Source organism: Kitasatospora sp. NPDC058115, from assembly GCF_042884635.1.
Taxonomy (GTDB): domain Bacteria; phylum Actinomycetota; class Actinomycetes; order Streptomycetales; family Streptomycetaceae; genus Kitasatospora.
Genome location: NZ_JBHVTL010000017.1, coordinates 63,757 through 81,021 on the forward strand (window position 1 = coordinate 63,757; position 17,265 = coordinate 81,021).

Here is a 17,265-nt window from a genome sequence, read left to right on the forward strand (position 1 = left end):
TCAGATCTGTCGCAGCGACAGCAGTCTGTCTCGGGGGACAATCTGATGAGCACACCGCCAAGTCCGTACGGACCACCACCGGCGTACGGCCCCGCACCCCAGGCCTACGGGCCACCGCAGCCGTACGGAGCGCCGCCGCCGTACGGCGCACCCCAGCCGTACGGAGCGCCCCAGCCCGCGCCCGCCGGGTACGGCCACCCGGCCGCCCAGGCCGCGCCGCAGGCGGCTCCTCCGTACCCGCACCAGCCGTACCCGCCGCAGCCGCATCCCCAGGCCCCCTACGGCCGGCCCTCGCCGCACGGCTACCCGCCGGCCCCGCCGCCGGACGGCGCACCGGCCGCGAAGGGCCGCGGCAAGGCCCGGTTGAAGGCGGCCGGTCTGGTCCTGGGCGTGATCGCCCTGATCACCGGCTACTTCGTCAGCGGTCCGAGCGTCAGCAGCGCCAAGGCCGGCGACTGCGTCAAGGCCTCCGGCTCGCGCGACGTCTCGGTGGTCAAGTGCACCGACAGCAAGGCGAACTACAAGGTGCTCGCCACCTTCGACTCCACCACCGACACCACCCGGTGCCGGAGCACCGCGGGCACCACCAGCACCGTCTCGGGCAAGAGCGGCCGCCGCTGGAACAAGAAGCGGTACGTGCTCTGCCTCGGCCCGCTCACCGGCGTCCCGCCGGTCAAGAAGTCCTGACCGACCGCCACCCGACCTGTTTCCGGGGGATTCCCTTGTCCGTTCCGCCGCCCCAGATGCCGTACGGCTCGACGCCGCCCGCCGACGGCGCCAACCCGTACGCCACCGGCACCCCGTACGGCGCGCCGGCCCCGCCGCCGCCGGCCGGCTACGGCTACCCGGCCGCCCCGCCGCCGGCCGCGCCGCCCGGGTACGGCGTGCCCGCCCAGGCCCCGCCCGGGGGCTACGCCTACCCGCCGCAGGCCGGGGGCTACCCGGCGCCGGCCGGCTACGCCCACCCGGGCGGACCGGTCTGCCGGTTCTGCGGCGGCTTCCCGGCCGTCGACACGACCGTCCGGGGCCACCAGGGCATCATCATCATCATGCGGTTCCTGAAGCAGCCGGGACCGTTCTGCCGCACCTGCGGCACCGCCGTGGTCCGCGACATGTCGGCCCGCACCCTGGTCCAGGGCTGGTGGGGCTACCTGTCCGGGATCTTCACCGTGGTCACCCTGCTGCGGAACCTCGCCGCCCACAACCGGATCAAGGACCTGCCGCCGCCGGCGCCCGGCACCCACGGACCGCAGCTCGACCCGGGCGTGCCGCTCACCAAGCGCCCGCACATCTTCATGCTGCTGCTGCCGGTGCTCGGGATCGGCTCGACGATCGTCCTGATCGCCACCGGCGCCTTCCTCGGCGCCCGGCAGCACGACGACCCGTACCGGCCGCTGGTGCTGCCCACGCCGACCACGGTGACCATCCCGGTGCCGACGTACTCGCCGAGCTTCTCGCTGCCCCCGGCGCCGGCGCCGGCCCCGACGATCACCCTGCCGACGCCGTCCGCCACCCCCACGGTGCCCGGCGACATCGACTACGCCAAGGCGGGCGACTGCCTGCGCAACGAGAACGGCACCACCGCCACCCACGACGCCCACCCGCGGATCACCATGCTGCCCTGCACCGACCCGCGGGCCCAGTACAAGGTGCTCAAGAAGGTCTACGCGACCAGCGACGACGACAAGGCCTGCGAGAACGTGGCGGGCACCGAGAGCACCTACACCCGGGACTCCAGCACCGAGGCGCTCAGCTTCGTCCTCTGCCTGAAGAAGATCTGAGCCCGGCGCACGGGGCAGGGCGGGGCGGGGCGGGGCGGTCCCGGGGAGCACCCGGGACCGCCCCGCCCGCCGCGCGTCCTACTGCTGGGCGTCCCACCAGGAGCGCAGCGCGGCCACCGCGGCGTCGTGCTCCAGCGGGCCCTGCTCCAGCCGCAGTTCCAGCATGTGCTTGTACGCCTTGCCGACCATCGGGCCGGGCTTGAGGCCGAGCAGCTCCATGATCTGGTTGCCGTCCAGCGCCGGACGGATGGCGTCCAGCTCCTCCTGCGCCTTGAGCTCGCCGATCCGCTCCTCCAGACCGTCGTAGGTGCGGGAGAGCGCGGCCGCCTTCTTCTTGTTGCGGGTGGTGCAGTCCGAACGGGTCAGCTTGTGCAGCCGCTCCAGCAGCGGGCCGGCGTCGGTGACGTAGCGGCGCACCGCCGAGTCGGTCCACTCGCCGCCGCCGTAGCCGTGGAAGCGCAGGTGCAGCTCGACGAGCCGCGAGACGTCCTCGGTGAGCTCCTTGGAGTACTTCAGCTCGCGCATCCGCTTGCGGGTCATCTTGGCGCCGACCACCTCGTGGTGGTGGAAGGAGACCCGGCCGTCCGGCTCGAAGCGGCGGGTGCGCGGCTTGCCGATGTCGTGCAGCAGCGCGGCCAGCCGCAGGGTGAGGTCCGGGCCGTCCCGCTCCAGGTCGACGGCCTGCTCCAGGACGGTCAGCGAGTGCTCGTAGACGTCCTTGTGCCGGTGGTGCTCGTCGCGCTCCAGGCGCAGCGCGGGCAGCTCGGGCAGCACGTGGTCGGCCAGTCCGGTGTCGACCAGCAGCCGCAGGCCCTTCACCGGGTGCTCGGCCACCAGCAGCTTGTTGAGCTCGGCCTGGACCCGCTCGGCGGAGACGATGGCGATCCGGTCGGCCATCGCGGTCATCGCCGCGACCACCTCGGGGGCCGGCTCGAAGTCCAGCTGGGCGGCGAACCGGGCGGCCCGCATCATCCGCAGCGGGTCGTCGGAGAAGGACTCCTCGGGCGTGGCGGGGGTGCGCAGCACCCGGGCTTCGAGGTCCTCCAGGCCCTGGTGCGGGTCGACGAAGCCGCGGCCCGGCAGGTCGACGGCCATCGCGTTGACCGTGAAGTCGCGGCGGACCAGGTCCTCCTCGATGGTGTCGCCGTAGGTCACCTCGGGCTTGCGGGAGGTGCGGTCGTACGCCTCGGAGCGGTAGGTGGTGATCTCGATCAGGAAGGAGCCCTGCGGGGTGTCCTTGCGCGCGCCGACCGTGCCGAAGGCGATGCCGACGTCCCAGACCGCGTCGGCCCATCCGCGCACGAGCTTGAGCACCTGCTCCGGACGGGCGTCGGTGGTGAAGTCCAGGTCGTTGCCGAGCCGGCCCAGCAGGGCGTCCCGTACCGAGCCGCCGACCAGCGCGAGCCGGTGACCGGCCGCCTGGAAGCGGCGGGCGATCTCGTCGGCGACCGGGGACACCCGCAGCAGTTCCTGCAGGCCCCGGGTCTGGGCCTCGCTCAGGCCGGGGGCGGCCTGGACGGCGGAACTGGAATGATGGGCGCCGGTCGGGTGGGCGGTGGGCTCATTGGCAGTGGACACGGCTCACAAGGGTACGTGGCCCGGCGGCCCCGCCGCCCGCGCGTTTCCACCCGCTCACCCCCCGGCCCGCAACACCGAGGCCCTCGCCACATCGTTACCATGCCGGTGGGACGACTCCGGGACACCGACGGCGGGTCGCGGTGCCGGGCGCCGTCATGGCCGCCCTGGCGACGGGCGGCCCCATGTTCTTCCACGGCTGATCCTCACGGCACCCCCCACGGCCGGCGGAACATCCGCAGCAGCACGGCACCAGCAGCAGCGATCGAGAACGGCGAGGGCGAACCCGTGAGTGAGGGCGAACCGCGTGAGTGAGCCGGCACGGCACCCCGGACAGCAGGCGGACGGTCGCCCCGGCCGGGTCCTGCGACGAACCGCCCGGCGGCTGGCCGGCGCGCTCGGCGCGGCACTGGTGCTCGCCTCGGCCCTGCCCGGCCTCCCGGCGGCCGCGGCCCCCGCGGCCGGGACCGGCGAGGCGCGCCCGGCCGCCGACGCGACGGTCACCGCCGAGTACCCGGTGACGCTGACGATCGAGTCGGTGAACAAGCCGGTGGCCGTGCCGAACGGCACCGTGACCGTCTCCGGGCACGTCACCAACGGCGGGAAGTCCGTCCTCAAGTCCGCGCACGCGACGGTCCGCAAGCCCTGGGCGGGCAAGCCGCTCACCACCCGCAGCGAGGTCGCCGGGGTGCTTACCCGGACCACCCCGCAGGGGTCGGACGGCATCTCGCTGGACAGTCCGCAGTACGCGCTGAACGAGCTCGGCCCCGGCCAGAGCCAGCCGTACACGCTGAGCGTCGCCGTCGCCGACCTGCAGCTCACCACCGAGGGCGTGTACGAGCTGGCGGTGGACGTCTGGGGGTCGACGGTCGACAACGCCCGTGACCGCCCGCTGGGCATCGCCCGCACCTTCCTGCCGTACAACCCGACCCCGACCGAGGCGCAGCCGTCCAAGGTCACCACCCTGTGGCCGCTGGTGCACGCCCCCGTGCTCGCCGCGCAGACCCTCTCCGACAACGACCAGACCGTCCCGGTGCTGCGCGACGACAGCCTGGCCGCCGAGTTCGCGCCCGGCGGGCGGCTGTACGCGCTGGTCGAGACGGGCTCCTCGCTGACCGGGCTGACCTGGGTGGTCGACCCGGACCTGCTGGACACCGCGTTCGCGATGACCAGGGACTACCGGGTGCAGAAGCCCGGCACCGCGGGCAACGCGGCCAAGGAGGAGAACACCGTCCGCGGCACCGGCACGGCCGCCGCCACGGCCTGGCTGGAGAAGCTGCGGGCCGCGGTCGCCAAGCCGGGCAGCCAGGTGGTGGCGCTGCCCTACGCCGACCCGGACCTCGCCTCGATCGCGCACAACGCCCCCGAGCTGGAGGGCATCGACGCGGCGCTCGGCAAGGCGGCCACCGCCGGCCGGCTGACCGTCGAGGGCCGGCTCTCGGTGGACACCCGCTCGGACGTCGCCTGGCCCTACCGGGGCTACCTGGACCAGCGGATCGCCTCGGTCGCCCAGCGGGCCGGCGCCGGCCTGGTGCTGGTCGACGGTGGCAGCATGCCCGAGTCGGACGCGCTGAAGTACACCCCCTCGGCCGCCCGGCCGATCGGCAACGGCCAGACCGCGGTGGTCGCCGACCAGGTGGTCTCCTCGCTGTTCGAGGGGGACCTGGCGACCCCGCAGGACCAGACCCTGGCGGTGCAGCGCTTCCTCGCCGAGACCTTCGTGATCTCCCGGCAGGAGCCGCAGAACCCGCGCGGCCTGCTGGTCATGCCGCCGCGCGACCTCACCGCCGCCACCGCCAAGGTGCTGGCCGGCGCGCTCCAGGCGGCCCAGGACGGCAAGTGGGTGGAGCCGGTCAAGCTGGACGTGCTCGCCCAGGCCGCGCCCGATCCCAAGGCCAACACGGCCGTCCCGGCGCCCACCGACTACCCGGCCCGGGTCCGCGACTCGGAGCTGCCCGCCGCCGACCTGACCGCCACCACCCGGATCCAGGCCGACCTGGACACCCTGATGCAGGTGCTGACCCTGCCGCAGCGGGTGCGCGGGCCGTTCAGCGCGGCCATGGTCCGCTCGCTGTCCACCGAGTGGCGCACCCGGGCCCCGGAGGGCGGCGTCTACCGCGAGGGCGTGCAGAGCTACCTCAACGAGCTCACCAGGGCGGTGAAGGTGCCGCCGAAGCGGGTCATCACCTTCGCCGGTGACACCGGGGTGCTCCAGGTCAGCGTGCGCAACGACCTGACCCAGACGGTCACCAACCTCAAACTGGTGCTGAGCCCGAGCCAGCCCAACCGGCTGCGGGTCGAGCTGCCGGCGGAGGAGCTGGTGCTGCCCGCCTCGCAGAGCGTCACCCTGCGCTTCCCGGCCGAGGCGAAGAACAACGGGACGGTCTTCATGACCGCCCAGCTGTACACCACCGGGCCCGACCCGAAGCCGTACGGTGCGCCGGTGGTCTTCAGGGTCGAGGTCACCTCGGTCACCAACGGCGTGCTGTACGTCTTCGGCGGCGGCCTGGTGCTGCTGCTGCTCGCGGCCCTGCGCTTCCTGCGCCAGCGCAAGCGGCGGGTGGTGCACGACGACGAGGGCGACGCGCCGCTCGCCCCGGCGGACGGCCCCGCGGACGACCCGGCGGGCGACCGGGCCGACGGTCCGCGGGAGGGTCCCGAGGACGGACCGGGCGACCGGGACGGCGCCGGCGGTGCCACGGGGACACCGCACGACAGCAGCGCGGATGGCCGGGATCGGGCCACCAGTGATGAGAAGGTTGGTCCTTGACACCGCCGACACCGCCCGATCCCGTGGCGGCCTCCCCCACGACAGCGAAGAGGTGACATGACCGGGCGCAGCGAGGAGCGGCCTCCGGGCCGCGGAGAGGTCCGTCCGGGTGCCGAGTCGCCGTCCGGCGACTGGTACGTGGCCGACACCTACGCCCAGGACCCGTACGCGGCCGACGCGTACCAGGGCGGTCCGGGCGAGCAGGACCCGTACGGCCTGCTGGCCGGCCGGCCGGCCGCGCCGCAGCAGCCGGCGGCCGCGTACGACGTGCCTCCGCAGCTGCCGCCGCAGGGCGGCGACTACCCGGCGCCGGTGCCGCCGACGCCGTTCTCGCCGCCGGTGCCGCCGGTGCAGCCCGGCTGGGACACCCCGGCGCGGGACCTCCGGCACGAGGAGCTGCCGCCGCAGGCCGCCGCCCCGGCCGGTCCGCCCGCTCCGGGGGGCCGGCCCGCCCCGGCCCCGGGCTGGGGCGGCCAGCAGCAGCCGTGGCAGCCCGGCCCGGCGCACTCCGCCTGGGACTCCGAGTCCACCGAGTACGTCGGGGTGGACGCCCTGTTCGGCGGCCAGCAGGTGACCGCCGAGGCGCCCCGCCCGCCGGCCCAGCAGCCCCCCGTCCAGCAGCCCCCCGCGCCGCAGCCGGCGGCCGCACCGTTCCCGCCCGCCCCGCCCGCGCCGTTCCCCCCGGCCGGCGCGTACCCGGGGCAGCACGGGCCGCAGGCCCCGTACGCACCCGGCCCCGGCGGACACCCCGGCGGCCACGGCCCGGAGGGGCACCGTCCCTTCGTCCCGCCGATCGAGTTCGACCCGCCGCTCGCCGAGGACGAGGCCACCCTCCAGGTGGCCGCGGTGCAGCTGCCGCCCGCGGTGGAGCCGCTCGCCGACCTCACGGCCGAGGAGCGCACCGCCCCCGCGGCCCCGCCGGAGGACGGCGGCAGGACGTCCGGCGGCGGCAAGGTCGCCTCGCTGCTGAACTCCAGTGCGATCATGGCGGCCGGCACCCTGGTCTCCCGGGGCACCGGCTTCCTGCGCACCATGGTGATCGCCGGCGCGATCGGCATCGCCGTGATGGGTGACTCCTACAACGCGGCCAACACCCTGCCGACCCTGCTCTACATCCTGATCGGCGGCGGCGCCCTGAACGCCGTCTTCGTGCCGCAGCTGGTCCGCAGCATGAAGAACGACGCGGACGGCGGCACCGCCTACGCCAACCGGCTGCTCACCCTGGTGATGGTCGGTCTGGCCGGCGTGGTCTTCCTGGCCGTGCTCGGGGCACCGCTGCTCGTCCAGCTGATCGCCCACAAGATGATGGAGACCCCGGCCCGCGCGGACACCACCGTGGCGCTGGCCCGGTACTGCCTGCCGACCATCTTCTTCATGGGCATCCACGTGGTGATGGGCCAGATCCTCAACGCCCGCGGCCGCTTCGGCGCGATGATGTGGACCCCGGTCCTCAACAACATCGTGGTGATCTTCACCTTCGGCGCCTACATCTGGGTGTACGGCGGCTTCGACGGCACCCACGTCACCCCGGAGACCATCACCCCCGAGGGCGTCCGGCTGCTCGGCATCGGCACCCTGGTGGGCCTCGCCGTGCAGTCCCTGGCGATGATCCCGTACCTGCGGGCGGCCGGCTTCTCCTACCGCCCGCGCTTCGACTGGCGCGGCCACGGCCTGGGCAAGGCGGCCCGGCTGGCCAAGTGGACGTTCTTCTTCGTGCTCGCCAACCAGGCCGGCTTCCTGGTCATCACCCAGCTGGCCACCGCCGCCGGCAGCGACGCCGAGGCGGGCGGCCACGGCGGTGTCGGCCTCGCGGCCTTCTCCAACGCCCTGCTGATCTGGCAGCTCCCGCAGGCCGTCATCACCGTCTCGATCATGAGCGCGGTGCTGCCCCGGCTCTCCCGCGCGGCCGCCGACGAGGACGCCGGCGCGGTCCGCGACGACCTCTCCCACGGGCTGCGCACCACGGCCGTCGCGGTCGTCCCGGCGGCGTTCCTCTTCCTCGCGCTCGGCCCGGCCATCGGCCAGTCCATCTACGCGGTGGGCGGCGGCGACCTCGCCCTGGACAACGCCCGCAACGTGGGCCTGATGCTCTCCGCCTTCGCGCTGGGCCTGATCCCCTACTCGGCGCAGTACGTGATGCTCCGCGGCTTCTACGCCTACGAGGACACCCGCACGCCGTTCTCCAACACCGTCTGGGTGGCCGCCTGCCAGGCCGGCTTCTCGCTGCTCTGCTGGGTGCTGCTGCCCGCCGAGTGGACGGTCATCGGCATGGCGTTCGGCTACGGTCTGGCGTACGCCGTCGGAGTGACGGTCGCGGTGCCCAAGCTGAAGAAGAAGATCGGCGGCCTGGACACCAAGCGGATCGGCCGGACCTACTCCCGGCTCGCCACGGCCTCCGTGCCCGCCGCCCTGGTGGGCCTGGGCACCAGCCTGGCGATCACCCGGGTGGTCGGCGGCTGGGCCGGGGCCGTGCTGACCGTCCTGGTGGCGGGCGGACTCCAGCTGGCCGTCTTCGTGCTCATCGCGAAGCGGCTGCGGATCGAGGAACTGAACGCCATGCTGGGTATGGTGCGCGGCCGACTGGGCCGCTGATCCGGCTTCGGGCCGCCGCGCTCCCCGGACCCGTCCCGGGCCGGGGCCCGGCGGCCCGAAGCCGATCTGCACCACATCTCTCCACCATCAGGCAACCGCTCGGACCTTTCGGCGGTCGTACCCGGTGGAGAACAGTGGGCACAATTGTCCTGGAGCACCGGGGCCACCGGCCGAAGCGCTCCAACGACTCTCTCTCAGGCCCGGGGCGACACAAGGGGAGGCTGGACCACGGTGGCTGATGGCACCAAGGCGGTCGTCGACACGTCAGCAGCTGACGGAGCGGCGGACGAGGCCGCGCTGGCCGCGGCGATCGACGAACTCGCCGACGGCACGGCGCGGGCCGGCGCGGCCACCGGGAAGGACGCCCGCCCCGACGGGGACGGCGCCGACGACGCCGGGGCCGGCCGGGACCACGCGGACGGCGCGGGCGCCGAGACCGCCGAGGACGGCGGGACCACCGAGGACGGCGACGACGGCGAGGACGCCGACGACGAGGCCGTCGCCCCGGCCGGGAGCGAGGAGACCTCGGAGATCACCGCCCCGCTGTCCGCCTCCGAGATCGCCGCCGAACTGGCCGCCGGCGACGCCGCCCGCCGGGCCGCCGCGGCGCCCGCCGCCGACCGCCCCGCCGCCAAGCGCCCGCCCCGGGACCCGCAGCCCACCCACGACCCCCGGGACACCGCCACCCTGCCGCAGACCCTGCCCGCCCCGCTGCGGCACAGCGGCGACCTGATCGGCCACCGCTACCGGCTGGAGGAGTGCATCTCCTCCAGCGAGACCTTCAGCAGCTGGCGCGCGGTCGACGAGAAGCTGCGCCGCGCCGTCGGCGTGCACCTGATGGCCGCCGGCCACCAGCGCGCCCGCAAGGTGCTGGCCGCCGCCAAGTCGGCCGCCCTGCTCGGCGACCCGCGCTTCGTGCAGGTCCTGGACGCCGTCCAGGAGGGCGAGCTGGTCTACGTCGTGCGGGAGTGGCTGCCGCACGCCTCCGACCTCGCCAAGCTGCTCGCCGACGGCCCGATGGAGCCCCACGAGGCGTACCAGATGGTCCGTCAGGTCACCGACGCGGTGGCCGCCGCCCACCGGCGCGACCAGGCCCATCTGCGGCTCACCCCGCGCTGCGTGCTGCGCACCGACAGCGGGCAGTACCGGATCAACGGCATCGCGGTGGACGCCGCCCTGCGCGGACTGCCCGCCGAGGGCACCGACGAGGACGCCGAGCGCACCGACACCCGGGCCATCGGCGCCCTGCTGTTCGCCGCGCTCACCCACCGCTGGCCCTTCCCCGAGGACCGCTACGACCTCAAGGGCCTGCCCAGGAACCTCGGCGAGGTGGCCCCCGACCAGGTCCGCGCCGGGGTCCACAAGGGCCTGTCCGAACTGGCCGCCCGGGCGCTGTTCGACCACCCGCCGCACCACGCCGAGCCGATCACCACCCCCGAGGCACTCGCCCGGGCGATCGCCCTGATGCCGCGCATCCGCCAGCCCGAGCCCGAGCTGCCGGTCTTCACCAACCCGCCGCGCCACAACACCCACGCCCTGCCGACCGCGCCCAACCCGACCCGGGTGGTCGCCGCCCCCGGCACCGGCCCCACCCCCGTGACGGCCCCGGTGCGACGTGCCGGACGGCGGCTGCGCCGGGTGGTCAAGGTGACCGCCTGGACGGTCGCCCTGGGCGCCATCGGCGCGGCCTCCTGGCAGCTGGTCGACTACCTGCGCCCGGAGAGCACCGCCATCGCGGCCCCCCAGCCGAGCAGCACCAGCGCCACCCCGACCGCCCATGCGGCCACCCACGACCCGGTGGCGATCCCGGTCGCGCAGGCGATCTCCTACAACCCGCTGGGCGGCGGACCGGAGGGCACGTCCGCCCTGGACAAGGCCACCGACGGCGACCCGAACAGCGAGTGGACCACCAGCTGGTACGTCGACCCCTTCGGTCCGAAGACCAAGGAGGGCACCGGCCTGCTGCTCGACCTCGGCTCGGTGCAGTCGGTCTCCAGCGTCAACCTCAAGCTCGGCACCCCCGCCACGGCCGAGCTGCGGATGCCCGCGAAGGGCGTCGGCAACCCTCCGGCCGCCAAGCCGAAGGACTACAACGTCATCGGCAAGGAGTCCGGCACGGCCCTCTCCTACAAGCTGGACAGCCCGGTGACCACCCGCTACCTCTTGATCTGGCTGACCAGCCTGACCAAGAATCCGGACGGCATGCAGTACGCGGGGCAGTACCAGGGCCACATCGCCGACGTGAAGGTCTTCGGCTGACCGGCGGGCTGCGGCGGCGGGGCGCGGACGGCGAGGGGTGGACGTGGCGGAGGACGGACCGCAGCGCGGCGACGACGACGCGGCGCTCCTCGCCCGGCACGTCGCGGGCGACCGGGAGGCCTTCGGCCGGCTGGTGAACCGCCACCGCGACCGGCTCTGGGCGGTCGCCCTGCGGACCCTCGGCGACCGCGAGGAGGCCGCCGACGCCCTCCAGGACGCCCTGGTCTCCGCCTTCCGCTCCGCCCACACCTTCCAGGGCCGCGCGGCCGTCACCACCTGGCTGCACCGGATCGTGGTCAACGCCTGCCTGGACCGCGCCCGGCGCACCGCCACCCGGCGCACCAAACCGCTCGACGAGGACCCGCAGCGGCTGGACGCCCTGCTGGGCTCCGCCGAGCCGGCCGACTCCCCGGTGGTCCGCGCCGAGGTGCACCGCGAGCTGGCCGCCGCGCTCGCCGAGCTGCCCGCCGAGCAGCGGGCGGCGCTGGTCCTGGTCGACATGCAGGGCTACCCCGTCGCCGAGGCCGCCGAGCTGCTGGGGGTGCCGGTCGGCACGGTGAAGAGCCGCTGCGCCCGGGGCCGCGCCCGGCTGCTGCCGCTCGTCCGGCACCTGCGCGAGGAGGCCCCCGCGGCGGGCGGTGTTTCACGTGAAACACCGCCCGCCCCCGGAGCCCACCGCCCGTCGGGGAACCCACCGGGGCCCCGTACCGTCACAGGGACAGCCCCGGATCCAGCCCGGCCGATTCTGGAAGGAGACGCGAGCACGCGATGACGACGCCCCTCTCCTCCCCCGACCCCACCGCGGGCGCGCATCCCGGAGCCGACGAGCTGGCCGACCTCGCCGAGGACCTGCTGCCGACGGACGAGGCCGACGCACTGCGCCGGCACCTGAGCGGCTGCGCCGAGTGCCGGGAGACCGCCGACGCCCTCGCCGAGGTGCGGCTGCTGCTCGCCGGGGCCGGACCGGCGGCCATGCCGGCCGACGTCGCCGCCCGGATCGACGCCGCCCTCGCGGCGGCGGCCGAGGACGCCCCGGCGCCCGCTCCGGCTGCTTCCCCGTCGGTCCCCTCCCCGTCCGTCCCCGCGCCGTCGGTCCCCGCGCCGTCCCCCCGGCCGGTCCCCGCGCCGGCCGCTCCGCCGGCCCGGCCCGCCGCCGCCACCGGACCGGGCCGGGCCGCCCGGCCCCGCCGCCGCCGGGCCCTGCTGCTCGGCTCGGCCGCCGCGCTGCTCGCCGTCGGCCTCGGCGGCGTCCTCCTCGCACGGCCCTCCGCCCCCGAGCGGCAGGGCCTCGGCGTCGCCGCCGACGCCCCCGCCAACGCCCCCGCAGCCGCCTCCGCGGCCCCGGGAACCTCACAGGGCTCCACCGCCGACGGCAAGGCCGACCACGGCCCCGGCGCCACCGTCTACCGGGAGGAGCAGCTCGCCGCCCAGGTCCGGGAGCTGCTCGCCGGTACCGCCCCCACCCGGCCCGAGCGACCCGTCGGGCCCTCCACCGGCGACGGCGCCGCCCCCTCGGACGGCTCCGGGGCGACCGCCGTCCCGCCCGCCGAGGGCGGCCAGGGCCTGACCGGCGGCCGCTCCGCCCCGGCCTGCCCGCCGCCCAGCACCGCCGCCCCGCTGGCCGGCGACCTCGGCAGCTACGCCGGGGCCCCCGCCGAACTGCTCGTCTACGCCCTGCCCGGCCGCCCCGACCAGCTCGACGTCTACCTCCGCTCCCCCGGCTGCGCCATCCTGCTCCACCGCACGATCCCGGCCGGCTGACCGGTGGTTCCCGTGCGATCCATGCCACCGACCGCGCGACACTCCCAGAGTCCGGGCGCCTGGTACTGATCCTCCTGGGAATGCGAGACACTGGTCAGTCGTTGTCCCGGGCGGCGGAGCAGGACCGCCCTCCCCGCAGCAAACGCGGGTCGCGATGCGAACCAGGAGATGCAGTGAGCGACGTCCGTAACGTGATCATCATCGGTTCCGGCCCGGCCGGCTACACGGCTGCGCTCTACACGGCCCGTGCCTCCCTCAAGCCGCTGGTCTTCGAGGGAGCCGTCACCGCCGGTGGTGCGCTGATGAACACCACCGAGGTCGAGAACTTCCCGGGCTTCCGGGACGGCATCATGGGCCCCGAGCTGATGGACAACATGCGGGCGCAGGCCGAGCGCTTCGGCGCCGAGCTGGTCCCGGACGACATCGTCGCCGTCGACCTCACGGGCGACGTCAAGACCGTCACCGACTCCGAGGGCAACGTCCACAAGGCCCGCGCCGTGATCGTCACCACCGGCTCCCAGCACCGCAAGCTGGGCCTTCCCAACGAGGACAAGCTGTCCGGCCGCGGCGTCTCCTGGTGCGCGACCTGCGACGGCTTCTTCTTCCGCGACCAGGACATCGCGGTGGTCGGCGGCGGTGACACCGCCCTGGAGGAGGCGACCTTCCTGTCCCGCTTCGCCCGCAGCGTCAAGGTCATCCACCGCCGGGACACCCTGCGCGCCTCCAAGGCGATGCAGGAGCGCGCCTTCGCCGACGAGAAGATCAGCTTCGAGTGGGACAGCGCGGTCGAGGCCATCCACGGCGACCCCAAGCTGTCCGGCGTCACCCTGCGCGACACCACCACCGGCGAGACCCGTGAGCTCCCGGTCACCGGCCTGTTCATCGCCATCGGCCACGACCCGCGCACCGAGCTCTTCAAGGGCCAGCTGGAGCTCGACGCCGAGGGCTACCTCAAGGTCGAGGCGCCCTCCACCCGCACCAACATCCCGGGTGTCTTCGCCGCCGGCGACGTCGTCGACCACACCTACCGCCAGGCCATCACCGCCTCCGGCACCGGCTGCTCCGCCGCCCTGGACGCCGAGCGCTACCTGGCCTCGCTGGCCGACCTGGAGGCCCAGGCCGCCACCGTCGCGGTCTGACCCCACCGACCCCACCGTCCGGGTGGGCGTGTTCCACGTGAAACACGCCCACCCCCGCCGGGCCGAAACAGAACCGCCCCGCGCGGTGTTGTAGACCTGGCAGAGCCCCCCTCCCGCTTGACCCCTTAGGAGTGATCGTGGCCGGCGCCACCACCACCGTGACCGACGCGACGTTCGATGCCGACGTCATCAAGAGCGACAAGCCCGTCCTCGTCGACTTCTGGGCCGAATGGTGCGGCCCGTGCCGCCAGGTGGCCCCGGTCCTGGAGGAGATCGCGGCCGACGAGAGCGACAAGCTCACCATCGCCAAGCTCGACGTCGACGCCAACCAGCAGACCGCCGCGGCGTACAACGTCATCTCCATCCCGACCCTGATCCTCTTCAAGAACGGCGAGCCGGTGAAGCAGATCACCGGTGCCCGTCCGAAGGCCGCGCTGCTGCGCGAGCTGGACGGCCTGATCTGAGGCGGCTCCCCCGCAACGCCACGAGGGCGGGACTCCCGGTGGGGAGTCCCGCCCTCGTGGCGTTGCCGGCCGCGTTCAGAACGGCCGCAGCGCCGGTTCCTTCCGCCCGCCGCCCAGCAGCCGCTCCAGCGCCCCTTCGACGTCCCCCCGCCAGGAGAGGGTGGTCCGCGCCTCCAGCCGCAGCCGCGGGTAGCGGTGGTGCGGACGGACCGTCTTGAAGCCGACCGCCAGCAGGTGCTCGGCCGGCAGCACACAGCTGACCGGCTGCCGGGCCACCGACCCGAACGCCTCGATCGCCCGGAACCCCCGCCCCAGGAGGTCCTTGGCCACCGTCTGCACCAGCACCCGCCCGATCCCCTGCCGCTGGAAGCCCGGCAGCACCCGGCTGACCATCAGCTGGACCGCGTCCGAGGAGACCGGACTGGTCGGGAAGGACTGCGCCCGCGGCACGTACGCGGGCGGGGCGTAGAGCACGAAGCCGGCCGGCCGGTCGTCCACGTAGACCACCCGGCCGCAGGAGCCCCACTCCAGCAGCACCGCGGAGATCCACCCCTCCTTCTCCAGCTCGGGCTTGCCGGACTCGACCGCCGCCCGGCCGCTGACCGGGTCCAGCTCCCAGAACACGCAGGAACGGCAGGTCGACGGCAGGTCCGCGAGGTTGTCCAGCGTCAGCGGAACGATCCGGCGTCCCATGCCCCGCACCTCCTCGTCCACTCCACAGTCGAGCATTCCCCCCGAACGCCGACGGGTGCATGTTTCACGTGAAACAGCGCTCACGCGGAACATGCACCCGTCTCCACCGCACGGTCGACCGGCCTCAGCCCTGCGACAGCCGCAGCCCGTCGTCGCCGGGCGCCATGCTGTCCAGGATCCGGTTGAGGTCCTCCACCGAGCCGAACTCCAGGACCACCTTGCCCTTGCCGAGCTTGCCGCCCCGCTGCGAGACCTCGACCTTGACCCGGGTCTCGAAGCGGTCGGAGAGCCGGCTCGCCAGGTCGTTGAAGGCCGGCGACAGGATCTTGCCCGCCTTGGGCGAGGGCCGCCTGGGCTTCTCCTCGCGCTCCATCAGCGCGACGATCTCCTCGGTGGTCCGCACCGAGAGCCCCTCCGTGACGATCCGCTTGGCCAGCTCCTCCTGCCGCTCGACGTCCGGAGCACCGAGCAGGGCCCGGGCGTGGCCGGCCGTCAGCACCCCTGCGGCCACCCGCCGCTGCACCGCCGGCGACAGCTTCAGCAGCCGCAGGGTGTTGGACACGTGCGAGCGCGAGCGCCCGATCCGGTCCGCCAGCTCGTCATGGGTGCAGGAGAAGTCCCGCAGCAGCTGGTCGTAGGCGGCCGCCTCCTCCAGCGGGTTGAGCTCGGCCCGGTGCAGGTTCTCCAGCAGGGCGTCCAGCAGCAGCTTGTCGTCCTCGGTGGCCCGGACGATCGCCGGGATCTGCTCCAGCCCGGCCTCCCGGGAGGCCCGCCAGCGCCGCTCGCCCATGATGAGCTCGAAGCGTCCCGGCGCCGCCTGGCGCACCACCACCGGCTGGAGCAGGCCCACCTCCTTGATCGAGGCGACCAGCTCGGCCAGCTTGTCCTCGTCGAACACCTCGCGCGGCTGGCGCGGGTTCGGGGTGATCGCGTCCAGCGGCAGCTCGGCGAAGTAGGCGCCGGCCACCCGCGCGAGCTCCGCCTCGGCGGCCTGCTCCCGCAGGCTCTCCGCGGCTGCCTTGGCCGCCAGCGTCCCCCGGCCGGACGGCAGCACCGGCACCGCGGTCGGCGAGACCGCTCCGGGCGAGGCCACCGGGGCCGCCGCCGGCTGCGCCGCGGCGCCGGTCCCGGCTCCACCGCCCGCCGGGGCGGCGGGGCCGATCAGCGCCCCCAGCCCTCGTCCCAGACCCCTGCGACCACTCACCGATTGCCCTCCGTCGTACCGTGCTGTGCTCCCGGGGCGCCCTGCCCCGAACCGTCCCGCTGCTGCCCCACCAACGAGCCGCCGGCCCCCGCGGACACCGCCCGCAGCGCCAGCTCCCGGGCGGCCTCCAGGTAGGAGAGCGCACCGGTGGAGCCCGGGTCGTAGGTGAGCACCGTCTGACCGTAGCTGGGCGCCTCCGAGATGCGGACCGAACGCGGGATCGCGGTGCTCAGCACCTCCTGGTGGAAGTGCGTCCGGACCTCCTCCGCCACCTGGGCGGCCAGCCTGGTCCGGGCGTCGTACATGGTGAGCAGGATGGTGGAGACGTGCAGCACCGGGTTGAGGTGCGCCCGGACCAGCTCGACGTTGCGCAGCAGCTGGCCGAGGCCCTCCAGCGCGTAGTACTCGCACTGGATCGGGATCAGCACCTCCTGGCCGGCGACCAGGGCGTTGACCGTCAGCAGGCCCAGCGAGGGCGGACAGTCGATCAGGATGTAGTCCAGCGGCTGCTCGTAGGCGGCGATGGCCCGCTGCAGCCGGCTCTCCCGGGCCACCAGCGACACCAGCTCGATCTCGGCGCCCGCCAGGTCGATGGTGGCGGGGACGCAGAACAGCCCCTCGACCTCGACCACCGGCTGCACCACGTCGGCCAGCGGCTTGCCCTCCACCAGGACGTCGTAGATCGACGGCACCTCGGCGTGGTGGTCGATGCCGAGCGCGGTCGAGGCGTTGCCCTGCGGGTCGAGGTCGATCACCAGGACGCGCAGGCCGTGCATGGCGAGCGAGGCGGCGAGGTTGACGGTGGTGGTGGTCTTGCCCACCCCGCCCTTCTGGTTGGCCACCACCATCACCCGGGTGGCAGCGGGGCGGGGAAGTCCTTCGCCCGCTCGGCCGATGGCCTGGACCGCAGCCTGGGCAGCACGCGCGATGGGCGTGTCATCGATCTGGTCGATGGTCTCCGAGTCCTGCATGGGGCTCAGTGTTTCACGTGAAACCGGAGCGGCAACAGTCGCCGCCCGGCTGCGCG

General features: G+C 74.4%; 13 protein-coding genes. 9 read left to right on the forward strand and 4 right to left on the reverse strand.

Annotated features, from left to right (window positions below; translation table 11 throughout):
* Nucleotides 1-45: 45 nt before the first annotated feature.
* A complete protein-coding gene (locus ACFVVL_RS19405) occupies nucleotides 46-687 on the forward strand; it encodes a hypothetical protein (RefSeq protein ID WP_387676750.1) in 642 nt (213 codons plus the stop codon).
* A 35-nt stretch (nucleotides 688-722) separates the two neighbouring features.
* On the forward strand, nucleotides 723-1,781 hold the full coding sequence (locus tag ACFVVL_RS19410; RefSeq protein ID WP_380295981.1) for a hypothetical protein: 1,059 nt from the start codon (nucleotides 723-725) through the stop codon (nucleotides 1,779-1,781).
* A 78-nt stretch (nucleotides 1,782-1,859) separates the two neighbouring features.
* Here ACFVVL_RS19410 and ACFVVL_RS19415 read toward each other — a convergent pair whose 3' ends face one another.
* Nucleotides 1,860-3,281 (reverse strand): CCA tRNA nucleotidyltransferase, encoded by a 1,422-nt coding sequence (locus ACFVVL_RS19415; protein ID WP_387676945.1) that lies wholly within the window; start codon nucleotides 3,279-3,281, stop codon nucleotides 1,860-1,862.
* A 382-nt stretch (nucleotides 3,282-3,663) separates the two neighbouring features.
* On the opposite strand from ACFVVL_RS19415, the gene ACFVVL_RS19420 reads away from it, so the two are divergent.
* The 7 genes from ACFVVL_RS19420 (at nucleotide 3,664) to trxA (ending at nucleotide 14,341) form a co-directional block, all read left to right on the forward strand.
* Entirely contained in the window at nucleotides 3,664-6,126 is a 2,463-nt protein-coding gene (locus ACFVVL_RS19420; RefSeq protein ID WP_387676753.1) for a DUF6049 family protein, read from the forward strand.
* Between the two features lie 57 nt (nucleotides 6,127-6,183).
* Nucleotides 6,184-8,718, forward strand: a complete 2,535-nt coding sequence (gene murJ, locus ACFVVL_RS19425) for a murein biosynthesis integral membrane protein MurJ (protein WP_387676756.1) — start codon at nucleotides 6,184-6,186, stop codon at nucleotides 8,716-8,718.
* 231 nt (nucleotides 8,719-8,949) lie between these two features.
* Nucleotides 8,950-10,977 (forward strand): serine/threonine protein kinase, encoded by a 2,028-nt coding sequence (locus ACFVVL_RS19430; RefSeq protein WP_387676759.1) that lies wholly within the window; start codon nucleotides 8,950-8,952, stop codon nucleotides 10,975-10,977.
* A gap of 43 nt (nucleotides 10,978-11,020) precedes the next feature.
* Nucleotides 11,021-11,749: an RNA polymerase sigma factor SigM gene (gene sigM, locus ACFVVL_RS19435; protein WP_387676762.1), complete on the forward strand. Its 729-nt coding sequence runs from the start codon at nucleotides 11,021-11,023 to the stop codon at nucleotides 11,747-11,749.
* Nucleotides 11,746-12,738, forward strand: a complete 993-nt coding sequence (locus ACFVVL_RS19440; protein ID WP_387676765.1) for a zf-HC2 domain-containing protein — start codon at nucleotides 11,746-11,748, stop codon at nucleotides 12,736-12,738. The genes sigM and ACFVVL_RS19440 overlap by 4 nt, the downstream gene beginning before the upstream one ends.
* A 173-nt stretch (nucleotides 12,739-12,911) precedes the next feature.
* Nucleotides 12,912-13,877, forward strand: a complete 966-nt coding sequence (trxB, locus tag ACFVVL_RS19445) for a thioredoxin-disulfide reductase (RefSeq protein WP_380287927.1) — start codon at nucleotides 12,912-12,914, stop codon at nucleotides 13,875-13,877.
* Between the two features lie 137 nt (nucleotides 13,878-14,014).
* Nucleotides 14,015-14,341: a thioredoxin gene (gene trxA / locus ACFVVL_RS19450; RefSeq protein ID WP_376086399.1), complete on the forward strand. Its 327-nt coding sequence runs from the start codon at nucleotides 14,015-14,017 to the stop codon at nucleotides 14,339-14,341.
* Nucleotides 14,342-14,416: 75 nt separating this feature from the next.
* Here the strand turns inward: trxA and ACFVVL_RS19455 are convergent, their stop codons facing one another.
* The 3 genes from ACFVVL_RS19455 to ACFVVL_RS19465 all read right to left on the reverse strand — a co-directional run bounded on the left by ACFVVL_RS19455 (nucleotide 14,417) and on the right by ACFVVL_RS19465 (nucleotide 17,209).
* Nucleotides 14,417-15,034: a GNAT family N-acetyltransferase gene (locus ACFVVL_RS19455; RefSeq protein WP_380287930.1), complete on the reverse strand. Its 618-nt coding sequence runs from the start codon at nucleotides 15,032-15,034 to the stop codon at nucleotides 14,417-14,419.
* Nucleotides 15,035-15,158: 124 nt separating this feature from the next.
* Nucleotides 15,159-16,238 carry a ParB/RepB/Spo0J family partition protein gene (locus tag ACFVVL_RS19460; RefSeq protein ID WP_380287932.1) on the reverse strand — a complete coding sequence of 360 codons (1,080 nt, stop codon included), beginning with the start codon at nucleotides 16,236-16,238 and terminating at the stop codon, nucleotides 15,159-15,161.
* Nucleotides 16,235-17,209 carry a ParA family protein gene (locus ACFVVL_RS19465; protein ID WP_380287934.1) on the reverse strand — a complete coding sequence of 325 codons (975 nt, stop codon included), beginning with the start codon at nucleotides 17,207-17,209 and terminating at the stop codon, nucleotides 16,235-16,237. Before ACFVVL_RS19465 ends, ACFVVL_RS19460 begins: the two co-directional genes overlap by 4 nt.
* Nucleotides 17,210-17,265 lie beyond the last annotated feature (56 nt).